General features: G+C 70.4%; 16 protein-coding genes and 1 pseudogene. 9 read left to right on the forward strand and 8 right to left on the reverse strand.

Features of this window, described 5'->3' with window-relative positions; all coding sequences use genetic code 11:
- The first annotated feature begins 8 nt into the window (after positions 1 to 8).
- The 7 genes and pseudogenes from ACZ60E_RS38540 (at position 9) to ACZ60E_RS38570 (ending at position 7,454) form a co-directional block, all read left to right on the forward strand.
- Entirely contained in the window at positions 9 to 302 is a 294-nt protein-coding gene (locus ACZ60E_RS38540; RefSeq protein ID WP_384800748.1) for a DUF1330 domain-containing protein, read from the forward strand.
- Between the two features lie 238 nt (positions 303 to 540).
- A pseudogene (locus ACZ60E_RS38545) lies at positions 541 to 659 on the forward strand (pirin family protein); the annotation flags it as partial.
- Positions 660 to 854: 195 nt separating this feature from the next.
- On the forward strand, positions 855 to 1,139 hold the full coding sequence (locus ACZ60E_RS38550) for a DUF418 domain-containing protein (RefSeq protein WP_469446628.1): 285 nt from the start codon (positions 855 to 857) through the stop codon (positions 1,137 to 1,139).
- A gap of 192 nt (positions 1,140 to 1,331) precedes the next feature.
- On the forward strand, positions 1,332 to 2,345 hold the full coding sequence (locus tag ACZ60E_RS38555; protein WP_469446629.1) for a CHRD domain-containing protein: 1,014 nt from the start codon (positions 1,332 to 1,334) through the stop codon (positions 2,343 to 2,345).
- A gap of 60 nt (positions 2,346 to 2,405) precedes the next feature.
- Complete coding sequence (locus tag ACZ60E_RS38560) at positions 2,406 to 3,371, forward strand: SCO0930 family lipoprotein (protein ID WP_469446630.1); 966 nt, start codon at positions 2,406 to 2,408, stop codon at positions 3,369 to 3,371.
- Positions 3,372 to 3,552: 181 nt separating this feature from the next.
- Positions 3,553 to 4,083, forward strand: coding sequence for a sigma-70 family RNA polymerase sigma factor (locus ACZ60E_RS38565; protein ID WP_384800757.1), 531 nt, complete (start codon positions 3,553 to 3,555; stop codon positions 4,081 to 4,083).
- Positions 4,084 to 4,475: 392 nt separating this feature from the next.
- Complete coding sequence (locus tag ACZ60E_RS38570) at positions 4,476 to 7,454, forward strand: AfsR/SARP family transcriptional regulator (protein ID WP_469446632.1); 2,979 nt, start codon at positions 4,476 to 4,478, stop codon at positions 7,452 to 7,454.
- A gap of 140 nt (positions 7,455 to 7,594) precedes the next feature.
- Here the strand turns inward: ACZ60E_RS38570 and ACZ60E_RS38575 are convergent, their stop codons facing one another.
- Positions 7,595 to 8,737: an SMI1/KNR4 family protein gene (locus tag ACZ60E_RS38575; RefSeq protein WP_469446634.1), complete on the reverse strand. Its 1,143-nt coding sequence runs from the start codon at positions 8,735 to 8,737 to the stop codon at positions 7,595 to 7,597.
- Positions 8,738 to 9,265: 528 nt separating this feature from the next.
- Here ACZ60E_RS38575 and ACZ60E_RS38580 point away from each other — a divergent pair.
- Complete coding sequence (locus ACZ60E_RS38580; protein WP_469446636.1) at positions 9,266 to 9,946, forward strand: DUF2238 domain-containing protein; 681 nt, start codon at positions 9,266 to 9,268, stop codon at positions 9,944 to 9,946.
- A 1,061-nt stretch (positions 9,947 to 11,007) separates the two neighbouring features.
- Positions 11,008 to 12,321 (forward strand): SGNH/GDSL hydrolase family protein, encoded by a 1,314-nt coding sequence (locus tag ACZ60E_RS38585; RefSeq protein WP_469446638.1) that lies wholly within the window; start codon positions 11,008 to 11,010, stop codon positions 12,319 to 12,321.
- Between the two features lie 341 nt (positions 12,322 to 12,662).
- Here ACZ60E_RS38585 and ACZ60E_RS38590 read toward each other — a convergent pair whose 3' ends face one another.
- From ACZ60E_RS38590 to ACZ60E_RS38620, 7 genes are all read right to left on the reverse strand, one after another.
- A complete protein-coding gene (locus ACZ60E_RS38590; RefSeq protein ID WP_469446640.1) occupies positions 12,663 to 14,840 on the reverse strand; it encodes a bifunctional serine/threonine-protein kinase/ABC transporter substrate-binding protein in 2,178 nt (725 codons plus the stop codon).
- A 114-nt stretch (positions 14,841 to 14,954) separates the two neighbouring features.
- The gene (locus tag ACZ60E_RS38595; RefSeq protein ID WP_469446641.1) at positions 14,955 to 15,782 is read right to left on the reverse strand and encodes a hypothetical protein; all 828 of its coding nucleotides are present in this window, start codon (positions 15,780 to 15,782) and stop codon (positions 14,955 to 14,957) included.
- Positions 15,783 to 16,277: 495 nt separating this feature from the next.
- Positions 16,278 to 17,522: a serine hydrolase domain-containing protein gene (locus tag ACZ60E_RS38600; RefSeq protein WP_469446804.1), complete on the reverse strand. Its 1,245-nt coding sequence runs from the start codon at positions 17,520 to 17,522 to the stop codon at positions 16,278 to 16,280.
- Between the two features lie 239 nt (positions 17,523 to 17,761).
- Entirely contained in the window at positions 17,762 to 18,487 is a 726-nt protein-coding gene (locus tag ACZ60E_RS38605) for a response regulator (RefSeq protein ID WP_469446643.1), read from the reverse strand.
- A complete protein-coding gene (locus tag ACZ60E_RS38610; RefSeq protein ID WP_469446645.1) occupies positions 18,480 to 19,670 on the reverse strand; it encodes a sensor histidine kinase in 1,191 nt (396 codons plus the stop codon). The genes ACZ60E_RS38605 and ACZ60E_RS38610 overlap by 8 nt, the downstream gene beginning before the upstream one ends.
- A gap of 169 nt (positions 19,671 to 19,839) precedes the next feature.
- Positions 19,840 to 20,538, reverse strand: coding sequence for a GntR family transcriptional regulator (locus tag ACZ60E_RS38615; protein WP_385833524.1), 699 nt, complete (start codon positions 20,536 to 20,538; stop codon positions 19,840 to 19,842).
- A 60-nt stretch (positions 20,539 to 20,598) separates the two neighbouring features.
- A complete protein-coding gene (locus ACZ60E_RS38620) occupies positions 20,599 to 21,486 on the reverse strand; it encodes a dihydrodipicolinate synthase family protein (protein WP_384800786.1) in 888 nt (295 codons plus the stop codon).
- Between the last annotated feature and the right edge of the window lie 118 nt (positions 21,487 to 21,604).

Genomic DNA, 21,604 nt, shown 5'->3' on the forward strand with positions numbered 1-21,604 from the left:
GAGGTTCCATGCCCAAGGGCTACTGGATCAGCGCCTACCGCACCATTTCAGACCCTGAGAAGCTGGCTGCCTACGGCAAGCTGGCCCCTGCGGCCGTCGAGGCCGCGGGCGGTCGGGTCCTCGCCCGTGGCGGTCGGGTCGTGGCGCACGACGACGGAATCGCCGAGCGCACCGTCCTGATCGAGTTCGACAGCTTCGAGCAGGCCGTCGCGGCGCACGAGAGCGAGGCCTACCAGGAGGCGCTGGCCGCCCTCTCCGACGGCGTCGAGCGCGACTTCCGCATCATCGAAGGCCTCGACTGACCGAGACCGAGACCAGGCCGGACCTTCACTGAACTTCACCGAGCACATGTCGTCCTCTTCGGGCAGGAACCACACCTGCTCGATCCGCCCGAAGAGGCCGAAGGCGCCGGATCGGCCTGGGCATGGGGCCCGCCAGAGCACTCGGCCGCTACCGGCGGTGCCCCTGAAACCGCGCGGGTCGCACCAGGTGGACCAGAACGCGAGTGCCTGACCTGCAGGGACGCCGTAGCTCAGGCCTGCCCACGTGGACGGCGTTCCGCTGCTGCCCGGTTCTCCGCTCTCCCTCGGCCAGGGCCGCGAGAACTGCCCCTGTGGGCCGAGCCGGACGAGGGCCTGATGCTCCTCGGCGTCGAGCCGGATGGTGCCGTCGTCGCCCGTCGCCCGTCGCCCGTCGCCCGTCGCCCGTCGTCCGCCGTCCGCCGTCGGCCTGGCCGGCGCCGTCTTCATGGCGGTCTGCCGCAACGGGCTACTGGACGTGCGCTGGTACGAGGCCGGAGCGGCCCGGCGTGCTCACCGCACCGGCGCTGACCGCCGCCCACGTCTGCGGACTGCTTGCTCCTGCTGGACACCCGGCGGGGGCGGCGAATGGGCGGTGTCCAGGCCCCGGCCGGCCGTACGGCGCTGACCAACTACCTGACCCGGTCGCCGCTCATGGCCCTGGTCTTCACCGGCTACGGGCAGGCCGGGGACGGCCGCTGGGGCACCACGGCGATCCTGACCGGCTGCCTCGTCCCGTACGCGGTCCAGCTCGTCGTATGTCGGTCGCTGCTGCGGCGCGTCCGATCCGGCCCGGTCGAATGGGCGCTGTGTACGGTGGCGTCGGCGCGGAGGCCATGAACGTACCGGTGTCGCCGTCGTGGTCCTCGACCCGAGCCCGGGGAGGAGCCGGCGGCTGCCGAATTGGCCCCGGCCGGTTCCAGGAACGTCTCAGGACTGTCACCGGGTGACCCTGAGCGCAGGAGTATCCCGTGTCTCAGGTGTCGGACCGCGGACCCACCCGCGGTGACACCCACGGGGAGGCAGAACCTCATGAACAGCAAGCGTTTCGCACTGATCGCCACATCCGCCCTGACCGGCGCCCTGATGCTGACCGCCTGCAACGGCGACGACATCGACGCGGGCGGGGCGGCCCATGAGTCGGCGGGCGGGCACGCGTCGGCGGACTCCGCGCAGGCCGCGGGGGCGATCGGCCGCTACGGCAAGGACGCGGCCGGAGCCACGTTCTTCGCCTCGGTCCTCACCGGCGACAACGAGGTGCCGGTGGAGGGCAAGCCGGCGGTCGGTGACAAGGACGGCCGCGCCGTGGCGCTCATGCGCGTCCAGGGCCAGGACGTGTCCTTCGCGCTGGCGTGGAGCGGTACGGACACGCCGACCCTGGCGCACCTGCACCAGGGCGGGCGGGGAGTCAACGGCGATGTGAAGATCCCGTTCTTCACCGAGAAGCTCAAGGACGGCAGCAAGCACGTCTACGGCACCGTGAAGGTGAAGGACGCCGCGCTGCTGCGTGACATCAAGGCCCACCCCGAGAAGTTCTACTTCAACCTGCACACCGGCGAGTTCCCCGGTGGTGCCGTCCGCGGCCAGGCGTTCACCCTCCCCGGCAGCGTCAACCTGCCGGACACGATCCGGGACTCGGCCCTGCGCGGAGTCGTCAAGGGGTCCCAGGTCTACGCCTGCACCAAGCAGCCCGACGGCACCTACGCGTTCACCCAGGACAACGTCGAAGCCACCCTCCAGGGCGACATCGACCACACCTTCGCCAAGCCCGGCCCCACGGGGCCCCCGCAGTGGATCGCGCCCGACGGTTCCTCCGTCACCGGCAGCGTCCTCAACAAGTTCGACAACGGCGAGGGCAACATCCCCGAGCTCATCCTGAAGGCGACACAGACGGGTGCGGACAAGGGGCTCCTGGCCAAGACGCGGACCGTCCTGCGGCTCAACACCGAAGGCGGGGTGGCCCCGGCCGGCAGCTGCGACGCCGGTGCCCACCCCACGGCCAAGGTGCCCTACAGCGCCGACTACCTCTTCCTCGCCACCCAGTAGCACCCCGGCACCTCGGCACCTCGGGGTGGGGTGCCGCGTACGGACGAAGCGAGGAAGGGTATGAACACGTACAGCCACACGCACAACACCATGCACCGGCACCGGCACCGGCACAGGAACCACCGGAGGACCGTTTTCGCCGCGGGGGCCGTGGTGCTCGCCCTGGCCCTGTCCGCCTGCGGCGCCGACCGGCCCGGCGAGGGGGGTGCGACGCAGGCCGGGGAGAAGCCGTCGGGGAAGTTCAAGCTGGAGGTGGTCGAGGAGTCGGCGGTGCCCCTGAGCTCCGAGGGCATCTCCGTCCGCCGGGACGAGGAACTCGGCCCCGTCGTGGTCGACTCGAAGGGCAGCACCGTGTACGTCTCCAGGGCGGACGAAAGCCGTCCCGGCAAGTCGAGTTGCACGGACGCGTGCGCGACGACCTGGCTGCCGGTCCCCGCGCGGGAACCGGCAGCCGCCCAGGGGGTGGCGCAGGCTCTGCTGGGTTCGATCACCCGTGCCGACGGGGTCGAGCAGATGACCATCGCCGGCAGGCCTCTCTACACCTACGCTCCCGGCAAGAAGGGTGACACGGCCGGGCAGGGCATCAAGGACACCTGGTACGCCGCGGCTCCGGACGGCACGAGAACGGGCGCCGAGCGGCCCGCCCTGGGCGTCCTGAACAGCCCCGGACTCGGCCGGGTGCTGCAGGACAGGAACGGCCGGACGCTGTACCTGTTCACGAAGGACACGCCCTGGCCGATGAAGACGGCCTGTGACGCGAAGTGCCTGGAGAAGTGGACACCCAGCGAGCCCGTCACGGCGGCGGACGCGAAGGCCGCGGGGCTCGACCCCAAGGTTCTGTTCCCGTTCACCACTCCGGGCGGCGGCCGGCAGGAGTCCTTCAACTGCTGGCCCGCGTACACCTTCAAGGGCGACAAGAAGCCCGGGGACACCAACGGGCAGGGCGTGGGAGGGGTGTGGTTCGCGATCAAGGCGGACATCCCGCAGAGCGACCGCGGAAGGACCGTGCCCGCGGCGAAGGGGTGAGGACGCGGGACGACGGTGGAAAGTGACGGCCGCGGTGGCCCGACCGTCACTCTTTCGGCACTGGCCCTTGCCTACGGTCGGTCCCGAAACCAGATCCCTCCCCGTGTGCTTCCGCGTCCGGACAGTCCCCCGCCTGTCCGGACGCAGCACCGGTGCGACAGAGAACCAGGAACAAGCCACCATGACGCTACTCGCGGGCATCGCTCCATCGACGACCTCGCCGGCTCCCGACCTCGTGGACGGCCTGGTGGAGCAGCACAGGGACGCACTCCTCGCCTACGCGCACAGACTGCTCTCGGACCACCATCTCGCCGAGGACATCGTCCAGGAGACGTTCGTCAAGGCGTGGCATCACGCCGACAGACTCCTCAACCGGGAAGGGTCCGTACGCGGCTGGCTGTTCAAAGTCGCGCGGAACCTGATCATCGACCGGTCGCGAAGTGCCTACGCCAGGTACGAGACGGTGACCACCGAGAGCGGGGACCCGGCGCAGGAGGACCACACCGAACCGGCGCTCGCGGCCATGGAGGCCGTTTCCCTGCTGCGGGGCGTTTCGGCGGACCACCGGAAGGTGCTCGTCTACCTCTACATCTACGGATGCAGCGTGGAGGAGACCGCACGCATCCTGGACGTGCCGGCGGGCACGGTGAGGTCACGTCGTCACCTGGCACTGCGCGCTCTGCGCAACCGGCGCTCGTCCACGGGGAACTGAACCCGCACCGCTCCCGAACACCCGCTGATACGTACCGAAGGGCCCCACTCGCACGAGTGGGGCCCTTCGGCGTACGGGCCCACGCAGAGCCGGACTTGACCGCCGAGCGCGTTTTCTTCTCGACTGGCCGCAAATGGCCGAGTCTGGCGTCCACCCGGCCGGGTCGCGCAGAGTGTGGGGCGCGGTCGCCCGTCGGCGGCCCACGGTGTCGGGGAGGCCGCCCGATGTCGGGATCACGTACGGAGTGTCTCCGGTCCGTCGCCGCCGTGTCACGGGGCGGCAACCGGGTGAGGGCTTGAGGATCTTGCTCCGTACTTGCGCATGAGCGGCGCACTTCGCGCCCTCGGCAGGGCCAGTAACCACCGGACGACCATCTGCAGGGAGAACCAGAAGTGAGCCCCCAGAACCAGCCCACGGCGGACGTCGCACTGCGCTTTTCGGTGCTCGGGCCTCTCAGGGCCTGGCGGCACGCGACGGAGCTCAGCCTGGGCCCACCGAAGCAGCGGTCGTTGCTGGCACTGCTTCTGGTGCAGGCGGACCGGCCGGTCCGCCTGCACCAGATAGTCGACGCCTTATGGGACGAGGATCCGCCGGAGCACGCGGTCAACGTCGTCCACCGGCACATCGGTGCGCTGAGGAGACTGCTCGAACCGGAGCTGACCCGCAGAACCGAGGCCAGTGTCCTGGTGCGCGCGGCCGGCGGCTACCGGCTGAACACCGAGGACGAGGCACTGGACCTGCTGAGGTTCCGGAGACTGCGGGACGCGGCGCAGGACGCCTCGGCCGCGGGGCGGCCCGCGGAAGCCACCGGCCTGTTCGTCCGGGCGCTCTCCCTGTGGCTGGGGCGAACCGCGGAAGGGCTTCCCCGTACGGTGCATTCCCACGCGGTCTTCGCCGGAGTCGACGCCGAGTATCTGCACGCGGTCAGGGACGCCGCCGACGCGGCGCTGGCCTCGGGAGACACGTCCAGGGTGCTCCCGCTGGTCAGACGGGCGGCCGAGAGCGAACCGTTGAACGAGTGCCTCCAGGCGCGGCTCGTCCTCGTCCTCGCCGCCGAGGGTCTTGTGGCCCAGGCCCTGGACCACTACCAGGTCGTCCGGTCCCGGCTCACGAGCGAGCTGGGCGTCGATCCCGGTTCCGAACTGCGCGAAGCCCAGATCCGCGTGCTGCGCGGCACCGTCGTGCCGACGAGGACGTCCCCCTCCGGCGACCCGAAATCCGCTGACACCAGCGGCGGATCCTTCCCGGGTGGGAGCCCGGGTGGGAGCCCGGGTGGGAGCCGGGGCGTGAGTCAGGGGGCCGGCCAGGGGACGAGCCCCGGGGTGCGTCCCGCCCAACTCCCCGCAGACCTGCACGCGTTCACCGGAAGGAGAGCCGAACTCGACTGGATGCGTGACCTGCTGCCGGCCGACGGCGGCACGCCGGCCGCCGTCGTCATCAGCGCGATCGGCGGCGCGCCGGGCGTGGGGAAGACCACGCTCGCCCTTCACTGGGCCCACCGCAACACCCGGCACTTTCCCGACGGACAGCTGTACGTCAACCTGCGCGGCTACGACCCGGCGGGAGTCGCGCTCACGCCGTCGGCCGCGATCTGCTACTTCCTGGAAGCACTCGGCGTACCGGCCGAGGACGTCCCGCCGAGCCTCGACGGCCAGGCCGCCCTGTACCGCAGCATGCTGGCCGGACGGCGCGTGCTGGTCGTCCTGGACAACGCCCGCAGCGCCGAACAGGTACGTCCTCTCCTGCCGGGGACACCGACGTGCGTCACGGTGATCACCAGCCGGGAGCAGTTGCACGGACTCGTCGCCGCCAACGGCGCGCGTTCCCTGCGCCTGGACATCCTGACCGTCACCGAATCCATCGAGTTCATGGCGAAGCGGCTGGGCGCGTCGCGCGTCGCCGCCGACCGGCAGGCGGCGATCGGCATCGCCGAGCAGTGCGGCCGGCTGCCCCTCGCCCTGGCGATCGTGTGCGCGCGGGCGGAGGGCCACCCGGCCGCGCCGCTCGCGGACATCGCCGCGGAACTGGCGGAGAGCCGCGACGACCTCGGCGTCTTCGCCGTCGGGGACCCGGCCACCGACACCCGGTCGGTCTTCTCCTGGTCGTACCGCACGCTGAGTCCGGAGGCGGCCGGGCTCTTCCGGCTGCTGTGGATGTGTCCGCCCCACGGCGTCTCCGTGCAGGCCGTGGCGAGCCTCGCGGGGCTGACGACCGCACAGACGCGGCCCGTGCTGTCCGAGCTCACCCGGGCCAGCCTGTGGACCGAGCCCGCGCCCGGTCTCTACGGCTCGCACGAACTCCTGCGGACCTTCAGCCAGGAGCTCTCCCTGGCCGAGGACCCGCCCGAAGCCCGTGAGGACGCCCGCCGCCGGCTCTTCGACCACTACCTGCACAGCGCGCGCGGCGCGGCCACCCAGCTGTACACGCACCGGGAACCTCTCCCGCTGCCCGACGCCGCCCCCGGCACGCAGGTCCTGTCGTTCACCGACACGGACCGCGCGGCGAAATGGCTCGTGCGGGAAATGCCGGCGCTGGAGGCGGTGATCACCCGGGACAGCGGTCACGGCACGGGCGCGCACGCCTGGCGCATGGCGGCGACCCTGGAACTCGTCCTCGACCGGCGAGGACGCCGAGAGGAGCAGATCGAGCTGCACACCACGGCACTCGCGGGCGCGCAGCGGCTCGGGGAGACCCTGGGCGAGGCCCACATGCATCGTGTCCTCGGCTTCGCCCACGTCCGCACGAACGACCACGCGCGGGGAGCCGCGCACCTGGAACGGGCGCTGGAACTGTTCACCGACATGGGAGACGTCCCCTTCACGGCACTGACCCACCGGTACCTGGCATTCCTGGCGAACGTCCGGCAGGACCACCGCGAGGCCCTGGCGCAGTACAAGATCGCCTGCGCCCTGTACACGAGGACGCGGGCCTACGTCGGCATCGCGAGCGTCACCAACGAAGTGGCCTGGACCCGCCTGCTCCTGCACGAGTATGAGGAGGCGCTGGGGGACTGTCGCCGCGCGGTCCGTATCGCGAACAGGTCCGGGAACAGGAACATCGAGGCGGCGGCCTGGGACACCATGGGTGTCGCGCACCACCGCCTCGGACAGCACGACGAGGCGCTGGAGGCCTTCGACCACGCGCTCACCCACTACCGCGCCCTCAACGACGCCTCGCTGATCGCCGACACCCTCGTCCACCGGGGCGAAGCACTCGCCGTCACGTCCCCACAGGAGGCCCGCCTGGCGTGGAACGAGGCACTCGCGATACTCGACGTCCTCGGCCACACCGAGGCCGACAGGCTGCGCGAGCTGCTGGAGGAACACGACGAGGTTCCCTCAAGGAGCGGGCCGGTCATCATCAACATCTGAGAACGGGCGGGCCGGCCCCCATCACCCCCGGCTCCACACCCGCGGCCGGGCACCCGCACCGCCGTCCTGGGGTGCTCCCGGCTTATCTGGTCAAGCCTCAAGCACCTATACGCGCGAGGCGGAAGGCCGGCCTCTCGTCGTCACCCGGGCTGCTGCCGCTGCCGCGCCTCGCCCCGCGGTGTGGTGACGATGAGACGGGCCCGGGGTGCGGTGATCACCTCGCGGAAGGCCGGGTCGGTGAGGAGCACGACCGGGGCTATGCGGTGCGGCGACTCGGAGTGCCAGTGGGGCAGAGCGGTCTCGATGACGGTCCAGGCGTCGTCGGTGGCGCCGGACAGGGCGATCGTCCGGGCCGCGTCCAGGGCCTCCTGGAAGACCGGGGATTCGGGAAGCGTCGGCGGGGCGGACGCCGCGGCGTGGGGAATCCAGTCCGTGACGGGCTTGCCCTCGGACATACGGAGCTCCGGCACGAGCACCGACGAGAAGTCCCGCCCAGGTCCGTACTCCTCCACCGTGCGACGCAGATACAGCGGCACAGCCTCCGCACGTACGTGTTCGAGGCCGACCGCCTCGATGACATGCGGACGCCCGAGGATGCCATTGCGGACCTGGTGATGCGCGTAGGCCAGGTCGAGGAAGGCGCCCAGCATGACAGCCAGGTAGGCACCGGCCCCCGAGCCCTTGACGGCGGCCTGCTCGAAGGTGGCCGCCGCCCGCTCCACCTCGCCCCGCAGAGCCTGCGTACGGCCCTCGGCCACCAACTGCTCGGCACCATCTGGATGAACGGCCCTGCCTTCGTGGCCCTTGAGTTCCTCGAACGAGTTGCGCTCCGCCTCGACCAGCTCGGCGAAGGACCCGTACCGGTCACTCAGCCCCGGTTGCCAACTCGACCAGGTGTACGCGGCCCACTCCCCGTCCTGCGACACGTCCCCGGAGTCCAGCAGCCACGACTGGGCGTCGCCCTCGTCCGCGATGAGCAGGACGGGGGCTCTGACGTCCTCGCTCGCGTCGTCCGGCTCATCGTCATAGGTGTCCATGTACATGTCGGCGTCGTCATCGTCGAGCCAGTCGACGGCGCCGGTCGTACGCATCTCATACATGAACGGGCCGAGATGCGACCAGCCGTCGGAGGCGCCCAGGAACGAGCGATAGCTGGGCGGGAGTCGGGTGCCGAGCCGGTCCTCCAGAGCCACGATCCGCTGCTCGTCCGCGCCCTCGTAGCCCAGCCACCCGGTGGCCCGCTGCTCGTCGCCGACGTTGAACAACTCGCCCTCGGCAGACACCCGCAGAACATCGGCGCCGTACGCAGCCAGGTAGGAGCGCCACTGTTCGACGGTCCTGAGCCGTCCCGCGACTGTCCCGGTTTCCGGGTCTGCGGCGGAATCCCCGAAGCTTGATCGCACAGCACTCCTGACCTTCTGATGTCCCAACACCCTGGCATCGTCCATGCTAGAGACGCCCACTGACATCGCGGCCGGGGCCGTCGGCCCACCGGTTCAGGTCGCCGTCGGTCAGCCGGTGAGGTGGTACGTCCCCGATCCGGTGGCGAAGGTCGCGCAAGTGTCCTTCCTCCGCGGGAACATGACGGTTGCGTACGCGAAGTCGGCGCGTTCTGCCGCCTCGTCGGCGGGGACCCCACCTCCACGCCGATGTCGGGGGAGCGGACGCGCCGTCTCCGGCACGGGTTGCCTTTCGCCATCACTCACCCCGATCGGGGTGGTGCGACGCCGTGATCTGAGTACCTGTACTCATGAGGGCGGTCGCGGATGGGCCCGATAGTGAGGGCCCGCCCTGCATATGAGGAGCAGTCCATGACCGCCACCCATCCCACCCCCGCCCCGACGCTGGACGCGAGGTTGTCGCCCCGGCGCCGTCTGCCGGCCGTCCTCGCCGTCGTGGTGGCCGCGGCGCTCGTGGTGTCGAGGTTCGGCGCGGCCGATCCGACGACCTGGCTGCTGGAGACGGTGTGGGTGATGGCGGGCCTGCCGCTGGCGATCCTGCTGCGCCACCGCTTCCCGCTGAGCGGTCTGCTGTGCGCTCTGCTGGCGGTGCACGCCCTGGTCCTCATCGCGGGCGGCCACTGGACCTACGCGGAGGTGCCCGCAGGGGACTGGGTACGTGACTGGCTCGGATGGGACCGCAACCCCTACGACCGCTTCGGCCACCTCGTGCAGGGCTTCGTCCCGGCCATCCTGGTACGCGAACTCCTCGTCCGCACCTCCCCGTTGCGCGGCAGCCGCTGGCTGGCCCCGCTCACGGCCTGCGCCTGCCTCGCCTTCAGCGCCGTCTTCGAGATGCTTGAGTGGCTCGCGGCGGTCACCGGAGGAGAGGCCGCGGACGCTTTCCTGGGCACCCAGGGAGACGTCTGGGACACCCAGTGGGACATGTTCTGCGCCCTGATCGGCGCCACCTGCGCCCTGCTGCTCCTGAGCCGCGTCCACGACCGTGCCCTCGCCCGGCTGGGCCGGGACAGGCCGACCGCCACCTCGTAAGGGGAACACGCCGAGGTGGCGCTGGAGGCGAGGCGCAGGGTCTCTCCGACCTGCACGCCTCGGACTGAGCGGGACCGGACAGGCGCAGTTCAGTCCGTCCGGTCCAGGGCGAACGGTCACTCTTCGCCGGTCGGGCTGCCGCGCCCGCGTCCGTCCCCCGGCCCGGGGCGGCCGTCACCCCGCTCATCCGGATCGCTCCGGCCGGGCCGCGAAGCTCGCACACGTCACCGCGCAGCCCCGGCTCGCGCCACCGGCCGAGCAGGGCGGGTCCGAGCGAAGGCCGACGGCCTGCTGGACGCGCACCCGCCTCGTGCGGCCGCTACGGGGATTGGCCGAGGAGCTACTGAAGGACGCGATGGACGCCGAGCACGCTGGCCACCTGCGCCTGCGCGCAGTGGGGGAGCGCGCGCACGCCGTCCGGGACTCCACGCCGACCGCCTGCCCGGTGACGATGTAGTGGGCCCACTGCGGGAGTTGGCCGCGACCGTCCACAGCGCCGCTACAGGTGGCGACCCGTTCCGGTAGGCTGGCGCCGTGCCCGGGGCACAGCCTGGCCCGCTGCGCCGCGACGTCGTGGCGAACCGCACCCGCCGCGCGGCACCTGATCCTCGACTTCGACCTCACCGAGGTCTACCTCGCCGGTCCGGCCGCCTTCGCCGGGCCGCCACCGGCCCGCACAGTCCGCTCTGCCGGCCCGCCCCTCATCATGGCCAGCCTGCAAAACCTCGCCATCCCCGCAGCCCTCCGTCAGGCCGCCCGCGACCGCCCTCGGCCTCACCGGACGAACCCGCACAGGATCACTTCACGCAAAGACCCTGGTAAGGCCACGCGGGCGTGAAAAGGAAATCATCTTGGACATAATGAGGGTAAATGTGTCTCCCGTCCTCTCTTCCGCGCTTGCTCCACCTCCCCTACGGTATTTCGAGAAGCGCTGCCGAAAAGATCGGGGGATGACGGAAGTCAGGAGGAGACCGAGGAATTCATAATTCCCGTCCGCCGTATCAACGGCGTGCTTCGGCATGGATTCGATCACATCGGTAGTACGGGAAGCAGGAAAAGGAATGGCTGACTTCAAGAACCTCGTCGTCCTTGGCGACAGCATGTCGGACATCGGTAACAAGTGGACGTGGCCCACCGGGGAACTGGGCCGCCTCCTCAACGCGCTGGGTCTCGGCGGGATGCGCGTGAACGAGACCGGCCGCTTCAGCGACGGCAAGAACTGGACGGACTTCCTGGTGGAGTGGGCCACCGGCGAGTCGATCATGTGGGGCAACAAGGACGTCACCCTCGCCGCGTCGTCCCAGCACCGCGCCCTGACGGGCGGCGCGGAGATGTGGGTGAGCGACTGGGACGCGCCGCAGAAAGAGAAGTTCGACGCCAAGGCCTACCTTGCGGAGCTGGAGGAACGTGCCAAATCCGGGCTCTCCGGCTCCGCCGCGGCGAAGCCGGCCAAGGACAAGCCCGCCAAGGTCTTCCGCTACGTCAACTACTCCATGGGCGGAGCCATCGCCACCCGCGACTGGACGCCCAAGGCCGGGGCCCTGACCACGCTGGACGAGCAGGTCGAGAGCTACCTCTGGCAGCGCAAGAACTACACCGGCCGCTTCGACGGGCCCACCCTGCACGTCATCTGGATCGGCCTCAACGACTTCGTCACCGCCAAGCGTCCGGACTACCCTCCGAGCCCGACCCTGCCCGCCACTGGCGTCTACGCGGACTGGCTGGCCTGGCGGCAGAACCACCCGGGCGAGGTCAAGGGCCTGAGCGGCAAGGGTGCCTTCCCTGCCGTGGCGGAGATCCAGGCGAGTGTCGAGAAGATCAACGCCGCCTTCCCGGACCGGGTGCAGGACCACCACTTCATGGTGATCGACCTGCCGAGCGTCTACAACGCCTGCCGCTTCATGGAGAACATGCGCAAGGACACGGCGGCGAAGGTCGAGGAGGCGAAGACCATCGAACCCGTCGTCGTCTCCTACAACACGCTGCTGGCGGACCTGCTGGACAACTGGCCGGCCGGTCCGCACGCACCGCAGCCGGACCACGCACGGTACGTGCGGATGAACCGCTGGATGCAGGAGATCAGCACCGACCTGGCGGGCTGGGGTCTGAAGAAGGACTTCCAGGACCCCGGAGTCCCCGTGTTCTACACGCCTCCCCTCCCGGGCGAACCGCAGGAGGACCCCGCGAGCGCTCACCGCAACCGGATCACCACCAGTGACCTCGGGCATCCCAGCGAGATGGTGTATCGGCTGATCGCCCGCTACTTCGCGACCCAGGTCGTCAAGGCGGGGCACACCCTCGGCCGTATCGACGCACCTTCCTGGTGGACCCACGCCCCCATCCAGGGACGGCCGTTCGGACTCGCGGGCGACTGACGTACTTCGATCAGTGCCGCCGAATCGCCCGGAACTCCGGACGGCTCGGCGGCACGCTCATGTGTTCTTTTGTCCTGAGGAATCGAAGGCCGACGACCGGCGACCGGAATTACTGTTCCACCGGCCCGTCCGGAGTATCGAATTCCCGATCTGAGATTCATTTGAGATTCCGTGCCAGTTTCACGCGCCCCTTCTTCGGGGATCTTCGGAGAACTCGTCCAAAGCCTCGGCCCCGGGCGGAAACCTCATGATGAATACATTCCAGCTCACCCGCACAACCCACGCGCGGGCACTGACACTCATTCGCGGCCCTGTGGCGACCGCCCGATTGAAGGAAAAGCTCAGGCTTTCGCGGGGTCTGTGCCCAGGAAGTGGAAGCGGCCGTTCGTCACCCGGTAGAGGAAGACGCCCTCGTCGCCTGTGTACCAGCCGTTCTCCTTGTTGAAGGCGTACGGCTTGGACACCCCTTTGAACGTGGTGGTTCGCAGTACCGGCACCAGGTCCTGGCGGGACACGCTCTTCCTGTCCAGGCCCTCTATACAGGCGGTGATCAACCGGACCGCGTCGTACGCCTCGGCGGCGAACAGCGGCGGAGCGGTATCGAAGCGGGCGCGGAACGCCTTCGCGAAGGCGCCCGCCGAGCGTACGGCCGACGGGTCGACCGCCGTGGACACGATCAGCCAGTCGTCGCCCGCGGCGCCCGCCTCGCGCAGGAATCGTGGGTCGTGGGCGGCCTGGGTGGCGAACTTCGGGCCCCGGTAACCGGTCTTCGCGAGGGCGCGGGCGAAGCGGGCGGCGTCCTGCCAGTCTCCGCCGTGGACCACGGCTCCGGGCCGCTTCGCCACCATCTGCCGGGCGCGGGCCGCGTGGTTGTCGCTGTCCAGCGGCAAGGTCTCGGCGAGGACGGTCCGGTTGCCGCCGGTGCGCAGGCCCTCGCTGAGGAAGCGGGTGACTTGGCGGCTGTACTCGGTCTCGTTGTCGACGAGGGCGATGTCGTCGAGATCGTGGATCCCGAGGTAGCTGGAGACGGCGACCATCTGCATGGCGTCGTTCGGCCGGGCGCACTGGAAGACCCGGTTGATGTGCCGGGTGTCCCCGTCCGTCACGCTGACCACTGACAGTGCGGCCTCGTCGTACGCGCTCAGCACCGCGCCAGCCGCCCGCGTGCTCGTCGCACCCAGGACGGCGACCACGGAGGCGTCCTCCGTGAATCGGCGGGCGGCGGTCAGTGCCCGCGCTTCGTCACCCCTGTCGTCGACCGTGGTCAGCTTCAGGGTGAAGGGGGCGTCCGGACGGGCGTTGTGCGCCTCGACCGCCAGCTGAGCTCCCTGTTGTTGTGCCTTGCCTCGGATGCTCTGCGTGCCGCTCAGGTCCGCTTGGATGCCGATCCCCAGCACCGGGCGGGTCTTCGACCGGTCGCCGTTGCCGTCCGAGCCGGTGCCTCTGTCACCGTCCGAACCGGTTTCGCCGTCGTTCCCCGATCCGGTGAGCCATGCTGTCGTCGCCCCGCCCGCTGCGAGGACCGCGCCGCCCGCGGCCAGGTAGGTCAGGAAGCGGCGCCTGCCAGGTGCGGGGGCTTCGGAGCGTGCGGGACGGGTGTCCGCGTCGTCCCGGGGCGTGACGAACTGCGTCGACTCGATGTCCGGCAGGTTCAGCATCTGCGTGGAACGCGACGCGATCAGATGGGTCACCGGCGCGGGCAGCCAGCTCTGCCCGGCCGTGTCCTGCGTCCACCGCGTCCGGATCTGCGCGGCCGTCGGCCGGGACTCCGCGTCCTTGGACACACATGCCTGGACGACGGGCAGCAGAGCCGGGGGTACGCCGTCCAGGTCCGGCGGGTCGTAGACCGTACGGAACAGCATCGCGTCGACCGGACCGCTGCCGAACGGGCGGCGGCCGGTCGCCGCGTAGGCCAGGACACAGCCCAGCGAGAAGATGTCGCTGGGCGGGCCGATCCGGCGGCCCTGGGCCTGCTCGGGGGAGAGGAAGCCGGGGGAACCGACGACCGTGCCCGTTGCGGTGAGGACGGTGTCGTCCAGGGCGCGGGCGATACCGAAGTCGATCAGGCGGGGCCCGTCCAGAGCGAGCAGGACGTTGCCCGGCTTGACGTCCCGGTGCACCATCCCCGCCGCGTGTACCGCCTCCAGTGCCTCGGCGAGCATCGCGCCGAGGGCCCGCACGCTGTGCTCCGGGAGCGGCGGCCCGGCTCCGACCGCGTCGCTCAGCGCGGGGCCGGGCACGAACTCGGTCGCCAGCCATGGCGCCGCCGCCTCCGCGTCAGCGTCCACCACCGGCACCGCCCAGCGGTTGCGCACCTGCCGGGCGATCGACACCTCGCGGCGGAAACGGGTACGGAAGGCGGCGTCGTCGGCGTACTCGGCCCGGATCAGCTTGATCGCGACGAGCGCGCCGCCCTGGGAGCGGCCCAGCAGGACCACGCCCATTCCGCCGACGCCGAGCCGGCCGAGGATGCGGTAGCCGGCGATGTGGGCCGGATCGGAGGAGTGGAGTGGTTCCATCAGCGGTGACGTCCCGGAGATCTGAGCGTGGTCATCTGGCGGCGGTCATCCGGTGGGAGAGTGGTTCATGGCGGTGGCCGGCCTCACCGGGTGCCGGGTGCCCGCCGGGAACGGTCACTTCAGCTCCGTCTCGACCCGGTAGAGGAGCTTGGCGCCCGCCTCGGCCGCCAGCCGGATGAGGTCCGTGGTCTCGTACCCCTGGGCCCCCTTGACCGAGACGGCCGTCGTCACCGGTCCGATACGGGACTTCGTCCACACGTACTCCCGTTTCCCGCCCGAACCGGCTCCGGTGTACTTGCCCGCCTCGAACAGGGTGGCGTCCGCGTTCTTGATGTCCTTCTGGTCCAGGTGCATCGACATCAGGCCGTCGAGCCGCTGTCCGCCGCCCAGGTCCTGCCCCGGGCAGCGGAAGCTCTCCTGGACCGTGTCCTTCATCTCCCGGTCGGCGTCCTCGGCCGTCCGGTGGACCGTCACCGTCACCGAACCCTGCACACGGCCCTTGCCGTCCTTCGCCGGTACGTCGATCCGGCGGATGTAGCTGTCCAGGACGTGCTGCGGCAGGCCGCCGCGCGACCAGACGCAGGAATCAGCGAGAACCGGCCAGGTACCCGCCGTCTCGTACGGGTCGTGCTTCACCATGCCGGGCGTCCAGTCAGCCGGTGCCAGCGAGGCGTTCCGGGTCAGCTTGCGCGCCTGCGCGGTGTTCTTCGGGACCTTTTTGGGGTCGGGCGTGAAGTCGTAGGCGTCGTCGCTCTGTTGCGGGTCCGCCGTGGAGCCTGTGCTCGGCTCGCCGCTCGCATCCGCGTCCGGGCTCGGGCCTCCCGACGGGGTGCTCTTGACCGGCTCCCCGGCGCCGGTAGTTGCCGAGCCCTTACTGTCCCTGTCCGTCTTCCCCGAAGCGGAACCGTCCCCGCCGCAGGCGGCAAGGGCGGCGACAGCCAACGCAACGACCGTCCCCATCCCGACAGTTCGACGTGTTTCATGGATATTTGCCATGGTTTACCCCCGGTCGTTTTACGCCTCGGGGCTCGTGCAAACCACGCCCGATCTTCCCGGTGCGTGGCGATATTAGGCACAGGATCGCCTCCACGTCCCGGGTCGGATACTCAGATCCCGGTGTGAGATATACCCAAGTCGGCCCGGGTGCCGCACTCATGCGCCGCAGTATCGCCCGGTGCCTGAAGGCGTTCCTGCCGCCAGGGGCCATGCCCGACTTGATCCTGGCCGGAAAACAGCGCATGAGGACCGCGTACGCCCGGAGGTGTCGTAGCCCACGTCATGCACCGCGTCCTCTCGCTGAACACCGTCGGCCACGGCGGCTGCGGACCCCGGTCGGCGAGCCGCTGCGATCCTGCCACCGGGCCACCGGGCTGGCTGTGGAAACGAGTTGATGAAGCGGGGACCGAGGTCGGGAAGTCACGATCCTCCGGGCGGAGGCTACGGCTGCGGTTTGCCCAGCATGAGGCAGATGGCGGCCTGGGTGAGCTTCTTGTTCGCGGCGGCCGCCCGCTCCTCCTTGATGCCGAAGTTGGTGCTCGTCAGGACGGCGACACTGCGGCGGCCGCTCGTGTCGGTGTAGATCTCGCTGGAGTAGCCGGGCAGGCCGCCCGTGTGGCCCCAGACGGTGCCGCAGGCAGTGTTGATCCGCATCAGACCGAGTCCGTAGCGTCCGCCCTCCTCGGGGGCGTCGACCGTGGTGCGCATCTCCTTCATCTGGGCCGGGGGCAGCAGCTCGCCGGACATCAGCGCGGTGAGGAAACGCTGCCAGTCCTGCGCGGTGGAGACCATGCCTCCCTCCGCCCAGGACCAAGCCGGGTCGATGGCGGACGTCTCGACGTTGCCCTCGGGACGCTCGGGACCGGCGAACCCGAAACCGTCGGGCAGATCCACGACTCCGGCCAGGATGGCCTTGAGACGCTCGGCGTCCGGCTCGTAGCCCGTCACGTGGCGGTCCGAGGTCCAGTCCGCGTTCTTGGCCAGGTACGAGTCCTTCATGCCCAGCGGTTCGGTGATCCGCTGCTCTATCAGCCGGGCCAGACCCGTACCGGTGGCCTTCTCCAGGATCATCCCGAGGGCTACGTAGTTGGTGTTGCTGTAGGAGTACTTCTCTCCGGGTGCGGTCGGCGGGTCCTGGTCGGGGGTGATCGCGAGGAGTTCCTGCGGAGTCCAGGTCCGCTCTTCCTGGCCCGTCAGGGAACCGAGGAACTGCGGCGTGAGGAAGAAGTCGCCGAGACCGCTGGTGTGGTTGAGCAGCATCCGTACGGTGATGTCCTCGCCGCCCCTGACCGCTCCGGGCAGCCACTTGTCCACCGTGTCGTCGAGGCCGATGCGGTGCTCGGCGACCTGTTGCAGGACGAGGGTGGCGGTGAGTGTCTTCGTGTTGGAACCGACCCTGAACTGGTCGCCGGGAGCGAGGTGGTGGTCGGCCTTCGTCCAGGCGGCCTGGCGGGCCGTCTCCAGCGCCTTCCCCCGGCCGGTGCCGACGCGGACGATCACGCCCAGCGAGCCGGTGTCCGCAGCCTTCTGTGCCAGGCCGCCCAGAGTCCTCGCGGCCGACGCGTCCACCATCCCCTCGCCCTTCCCGCCCGAGAGGTGTGCGGCTCCGTCCGAGAGACGTGCGGCCTCCGCCGATGGCTGGGAGCAGCTCATGAGTAAGGCGCCGGTGCACGTCGCCAGTCCCACGGCCAGTGTCCTGCGCAGGACACGGTGGCGACGAGAGGGGCGATGGGAGGACGCTTGAATGGGCATGGAAGTTCCTTCGACGGATGCCGGATGACGGATGACGGTTGCCTCGTGCGCCGGGACCCGGGGTGTTCACCCTGTCCGGCCGTCTGCCGGCCGGGCCCTGCGCACAAGGACCATTCAGCCAGCGGCGCAGGACCGGCACATCGCTCCATGGCGCGGCTGTAGCGGGCGCCGCCTCATTCCAAAGAGCGACCCCGGACGCCGGGTTGCGGCGTCGCCGCGTCCTCGGGGGCGGGAGACGACAACGCGTTCCTGGCCAGGACCGCCGCCTGGGCGCGGCTTCGGCAGCCCGTCTTCGTGAGCACCCGGCTGACGTGCGTCTTCACCGTGTGCAGGCTCACGACGAGCCGCTCGGCGATCTCGGCGTTGCTCAGTCCTTCCCCGATCAGTCCCAGGACGTCGCGTTCCCGCTCGGTGAGGTGTTCCAGCCGGGCCAGTTCCTGGCCGCTGGGCCGCTGCCGGCCGTTGAGGTGGCCCTCGATGATCCGGCGGGTCACCAGGGGGCTCAGTGCGCTGTGGCCCGCCGCCGCGGCCCGGACGGCCCCGGCCAGTTCCTCGTACGAACTGTTCTTCAGCAGGAATCCCGACGCCCCCGCGGCCAGCGCGTCGTCGACGAACTCGTCCAGGTCGAACGTCGTCACCATGAGGACACGGCAGCGGCCGGGACCGACCAGTCCCCGGCGGCCCAGCTCGGTGAGCGCCCACAGTCCGTTGCGGCGCGGCATGTTGATGTCCATCAGCAGCACGTCCGGCCGGAGCCGTGCGCACGCTTCGACGGCTTCCTCGCCGTCGCCCGCGGTGCCGACCACCGTGAGGTCCGCCTGACTGTCCAGGATCGCGCTCAGGCCGGCGCGGATGACCGGCTCGTCGTCCACCACGAGCACACTGATCCGCTCAGCCACCGAGGCCCTCCAGCGGCATCGTGACCAGGACGCGGAAGCCGCCGTCGCCGGTCGGCCCCGCGGTGAACTCGCCGCCCAGGGCGCCGACTCGTTCGCGCATGCCGATCAGGCCGTGGCCGACGCCCGCACCGGCCGTGGCGCGCCGTGTCCCGCGGTCGTTCACGACCTCGCACCGCAGGTGCGTCGGTCTCTGGTCGAGGGACAGCCGGACCGGCGCGCCGGGCGCGTGCCGGCGGGCGTTGACCAGTGCTTCCTGCAGGACGCGGTATGCGGCCAGTTGTACCGGCCCCGGTAACGACTCCAGTGTGTCCGCCTTGCGCACCTCGACGGTTCCACCCGCGGCACGGTGACTGTCCAGCAGGGCGTCCAGCTCGCCGAACCCGGGCGCCGGCTGCGGAGCGGTCGCGTCCGCGGGGTCACGCAGCATCCGCAGCAGGCCCCGCAGATCGCCGCTGCTCTGCCGGCCGGCCGCAGCCAGGGCGTCGACCCGGGGACGGGCCCAGCCGGGCAGCTCGTCACCGTGGGAACGCAAAATCTCCGCGTGCATGACCAGCAGAGTGAGCGAATGCGCGACCACGTCGTGCATCTCGCGCGCGATCCGCTCCCGCTCCCGCCGTGCGGCATCCTCGGCCTCCATGGCCCGTGCCCGGCTCGCGTCGGCCGCCCGCTGCTCGGCCGCGGCGAGGAGTGTCTGCCGGGTCCGCGCGGCGAACCCCATCGCCCAGGCCAGCGGCATCGGAGCGAGCACGGCGAGGATGTCCACGCCGCCCCTGAACTCGGGGGAGGCGGCCGTCGCCCGGTTCACCCAGATACCGGCCGCGAACAACGCGGCGCTGCCGGCCGCCGCCGGCACGGCTCGCGCCCAACGTGTGCAGCGGCTGCCCAGGTTGTAGAGCAGCACGGCGAGCGGCAGAAAGGCCAGCGGGGACAGCCTCGCCCCCTGCGCCGCGCCCGCGACCAGCGCCGCCACGAGCGCCCCGGAGCCCACGACGAGGGCAGTGGCAGGCAGCCGCCGTCGCACCACCAGGACCACGGCGGCCACCGCCTCGTACGCGGTCAGCGCCACCCACGACGGCCCGGACGGGTCCGCGTACGGCTGCGACAGCAGCGGCGGAACAAGTGTCAGTACGACCAGCCCTACATCGCCGTCCCACCCCGGCCACCTACCGTCAACGATTCCCATCCGGTCAACCCTAGGAGCTCACGCACCGGCCTTCGTCAATCCAAAGAGCTACTTCCCGCTGGGCAGTTGAGCCGCCGGCACGGCAACCGCGCAACAGGTCGTGCGCCGCCGGGGACGGGCGCCGAACGCCGCGGCTGCGCGTGATGGGGGATTCAGCTGCGCCCAGGGGTCAGGTGACGATGCTGTGGGAAGCCATGTCGGCCAGGGTCCATTCCTCGACCTCGGCGAGATGGACGGCGGCGGCCTCCTGGGCGGCCGGCACATTGCGTGCCGCCATGGCGTCCAGGATCTCCAAGTGCCGTTTGGTGGAGCCGGCGAGGCGGTGCGGGCCGGTCGCGCCGAGGACCCGCAGCCAGTACACGAAGGGTTCGACCGAATCACGGGCGGAGATGAGCCTGCTGTTGCCGGTGCTGGCGATGATCTCGCCGTGGATACGGGTGTCGCTGGCGAAGAACGGTTCGTAGTCGCCGCGTTCGGCGGCCGTGAGGGCGGCCACGGCCTCCTCGCGGAGGTCGGCGATCTGTTTCAGCGGCATGGCCGCCGCGGCGACACCCGTGGCGAGCCACTCGAGTCCTTTGCGCAACTGGCAGACCTCGTGCACGTCCTGACGGCTCGGCCGCGTCACGAACGTACCCGAGCGGGGACGCGTCTCGACGAGCCTGTCGTGTTCGAGGCGCACCAGCGTGTCGCGTACCGGTGTGCGCGACACGCCGAACTCGGTGGCGATGGCCCCCGGGTCGAGGCGTGAACCGGGGGCGTACTCGCCGGAGGTGATGCGTGCGCAGAGGATCGAGTACAGCTGCTCGGAGATCGACTCGACGACGAGGGGCTGGGGTCCGCGACGGTTGCGGACCGGTGTGGTGGCCATGATCGCCCCTCTGGTCGGGTCTGGTGCGACGGTCACCCACGAGGATGTGGGACGTGACATCTAATCGATCAGATTAGCCGTTCGGAGCGCGGCGCGGATGCGGGCGCGGTCGGATTCGGTGGCCGGCTGGAAGGGGCGGCGGGGAAGTCCGGGGGAGCGGCCCTGGAGTTCGAGCGCCGCCTTCAGCGTGGCGGGGAGGTTGGGCGCGTCGATCGCCCGCCACACGGTGAGGATGCGCTCGTGCAGGCTCAGGGCCTTCGCGTGGTCACCGTTCTGGACCGCGTCCCAGAGTTCGACGCTCAGCGCGGGGGTGACGGTGGGGATCGCGGCGAGCGCGCCGTGGGCGCCCATGACGAACGCCGGGTAGTGCAGGTCGTCGAGTGCGGCGAGGATGACGAACCGCTCGCGCATGCGGTGCAGCAGGTCGGCGAGCAGGTGCATGTCGCCGCCGGACTGCTTGATCGCCACGACCTGCGGAACGTCGCGCAGCAGCTCGATGGTGTCGACGGGGACCAGGGCCCAGGGCACCACGTTGTACAGGACGATGGGCAGGTCGGTCGCCTCGCCGATCTCCCGGTAGTGCGCCACGGTCTCCTCGGGCGAGGGCGAGAAGACGTAGTGCACGGGCGTCACCTGGAGGGCGTCGACGCCGACGTCCTTGAGGGCGAGCGAGTAGCGCTTGGCCTGGGCGGTCGAGTTCTGGATGACGCCGCCGATCACCGGCACCCGGCCGGCGACCTCGTCGACGACGGTGGCGCAGATCGCCGCGCTCTCCTCCAGGGAGAGGGTCTGTCCCTCACCGGTGCTGCCGCAGGCGCAGATGGCGGTGACGCCCTGGCCGAGGAGGTACTTCACCTCGCCGCGCAGCAGATCCAGGTCGACCTCGTCGTTCTCGTCGAACGGTGTGACGACGGTGGAAATCATCCCGCCGAGCTGGATGTCCTTCACGTGTCCTCCTGCGTATTGCCGCGCTCAGGATGCGGATGTAATGTCTGATGCATTAGATGCTAGCACGGGTCCTTGAAACCGGAACCGCAGTTTCCGGTCACCGTCGGCCTGCACGCAT

Source organism: Streptomyces sp. NPDC102514, assembly GCF_055584525.1.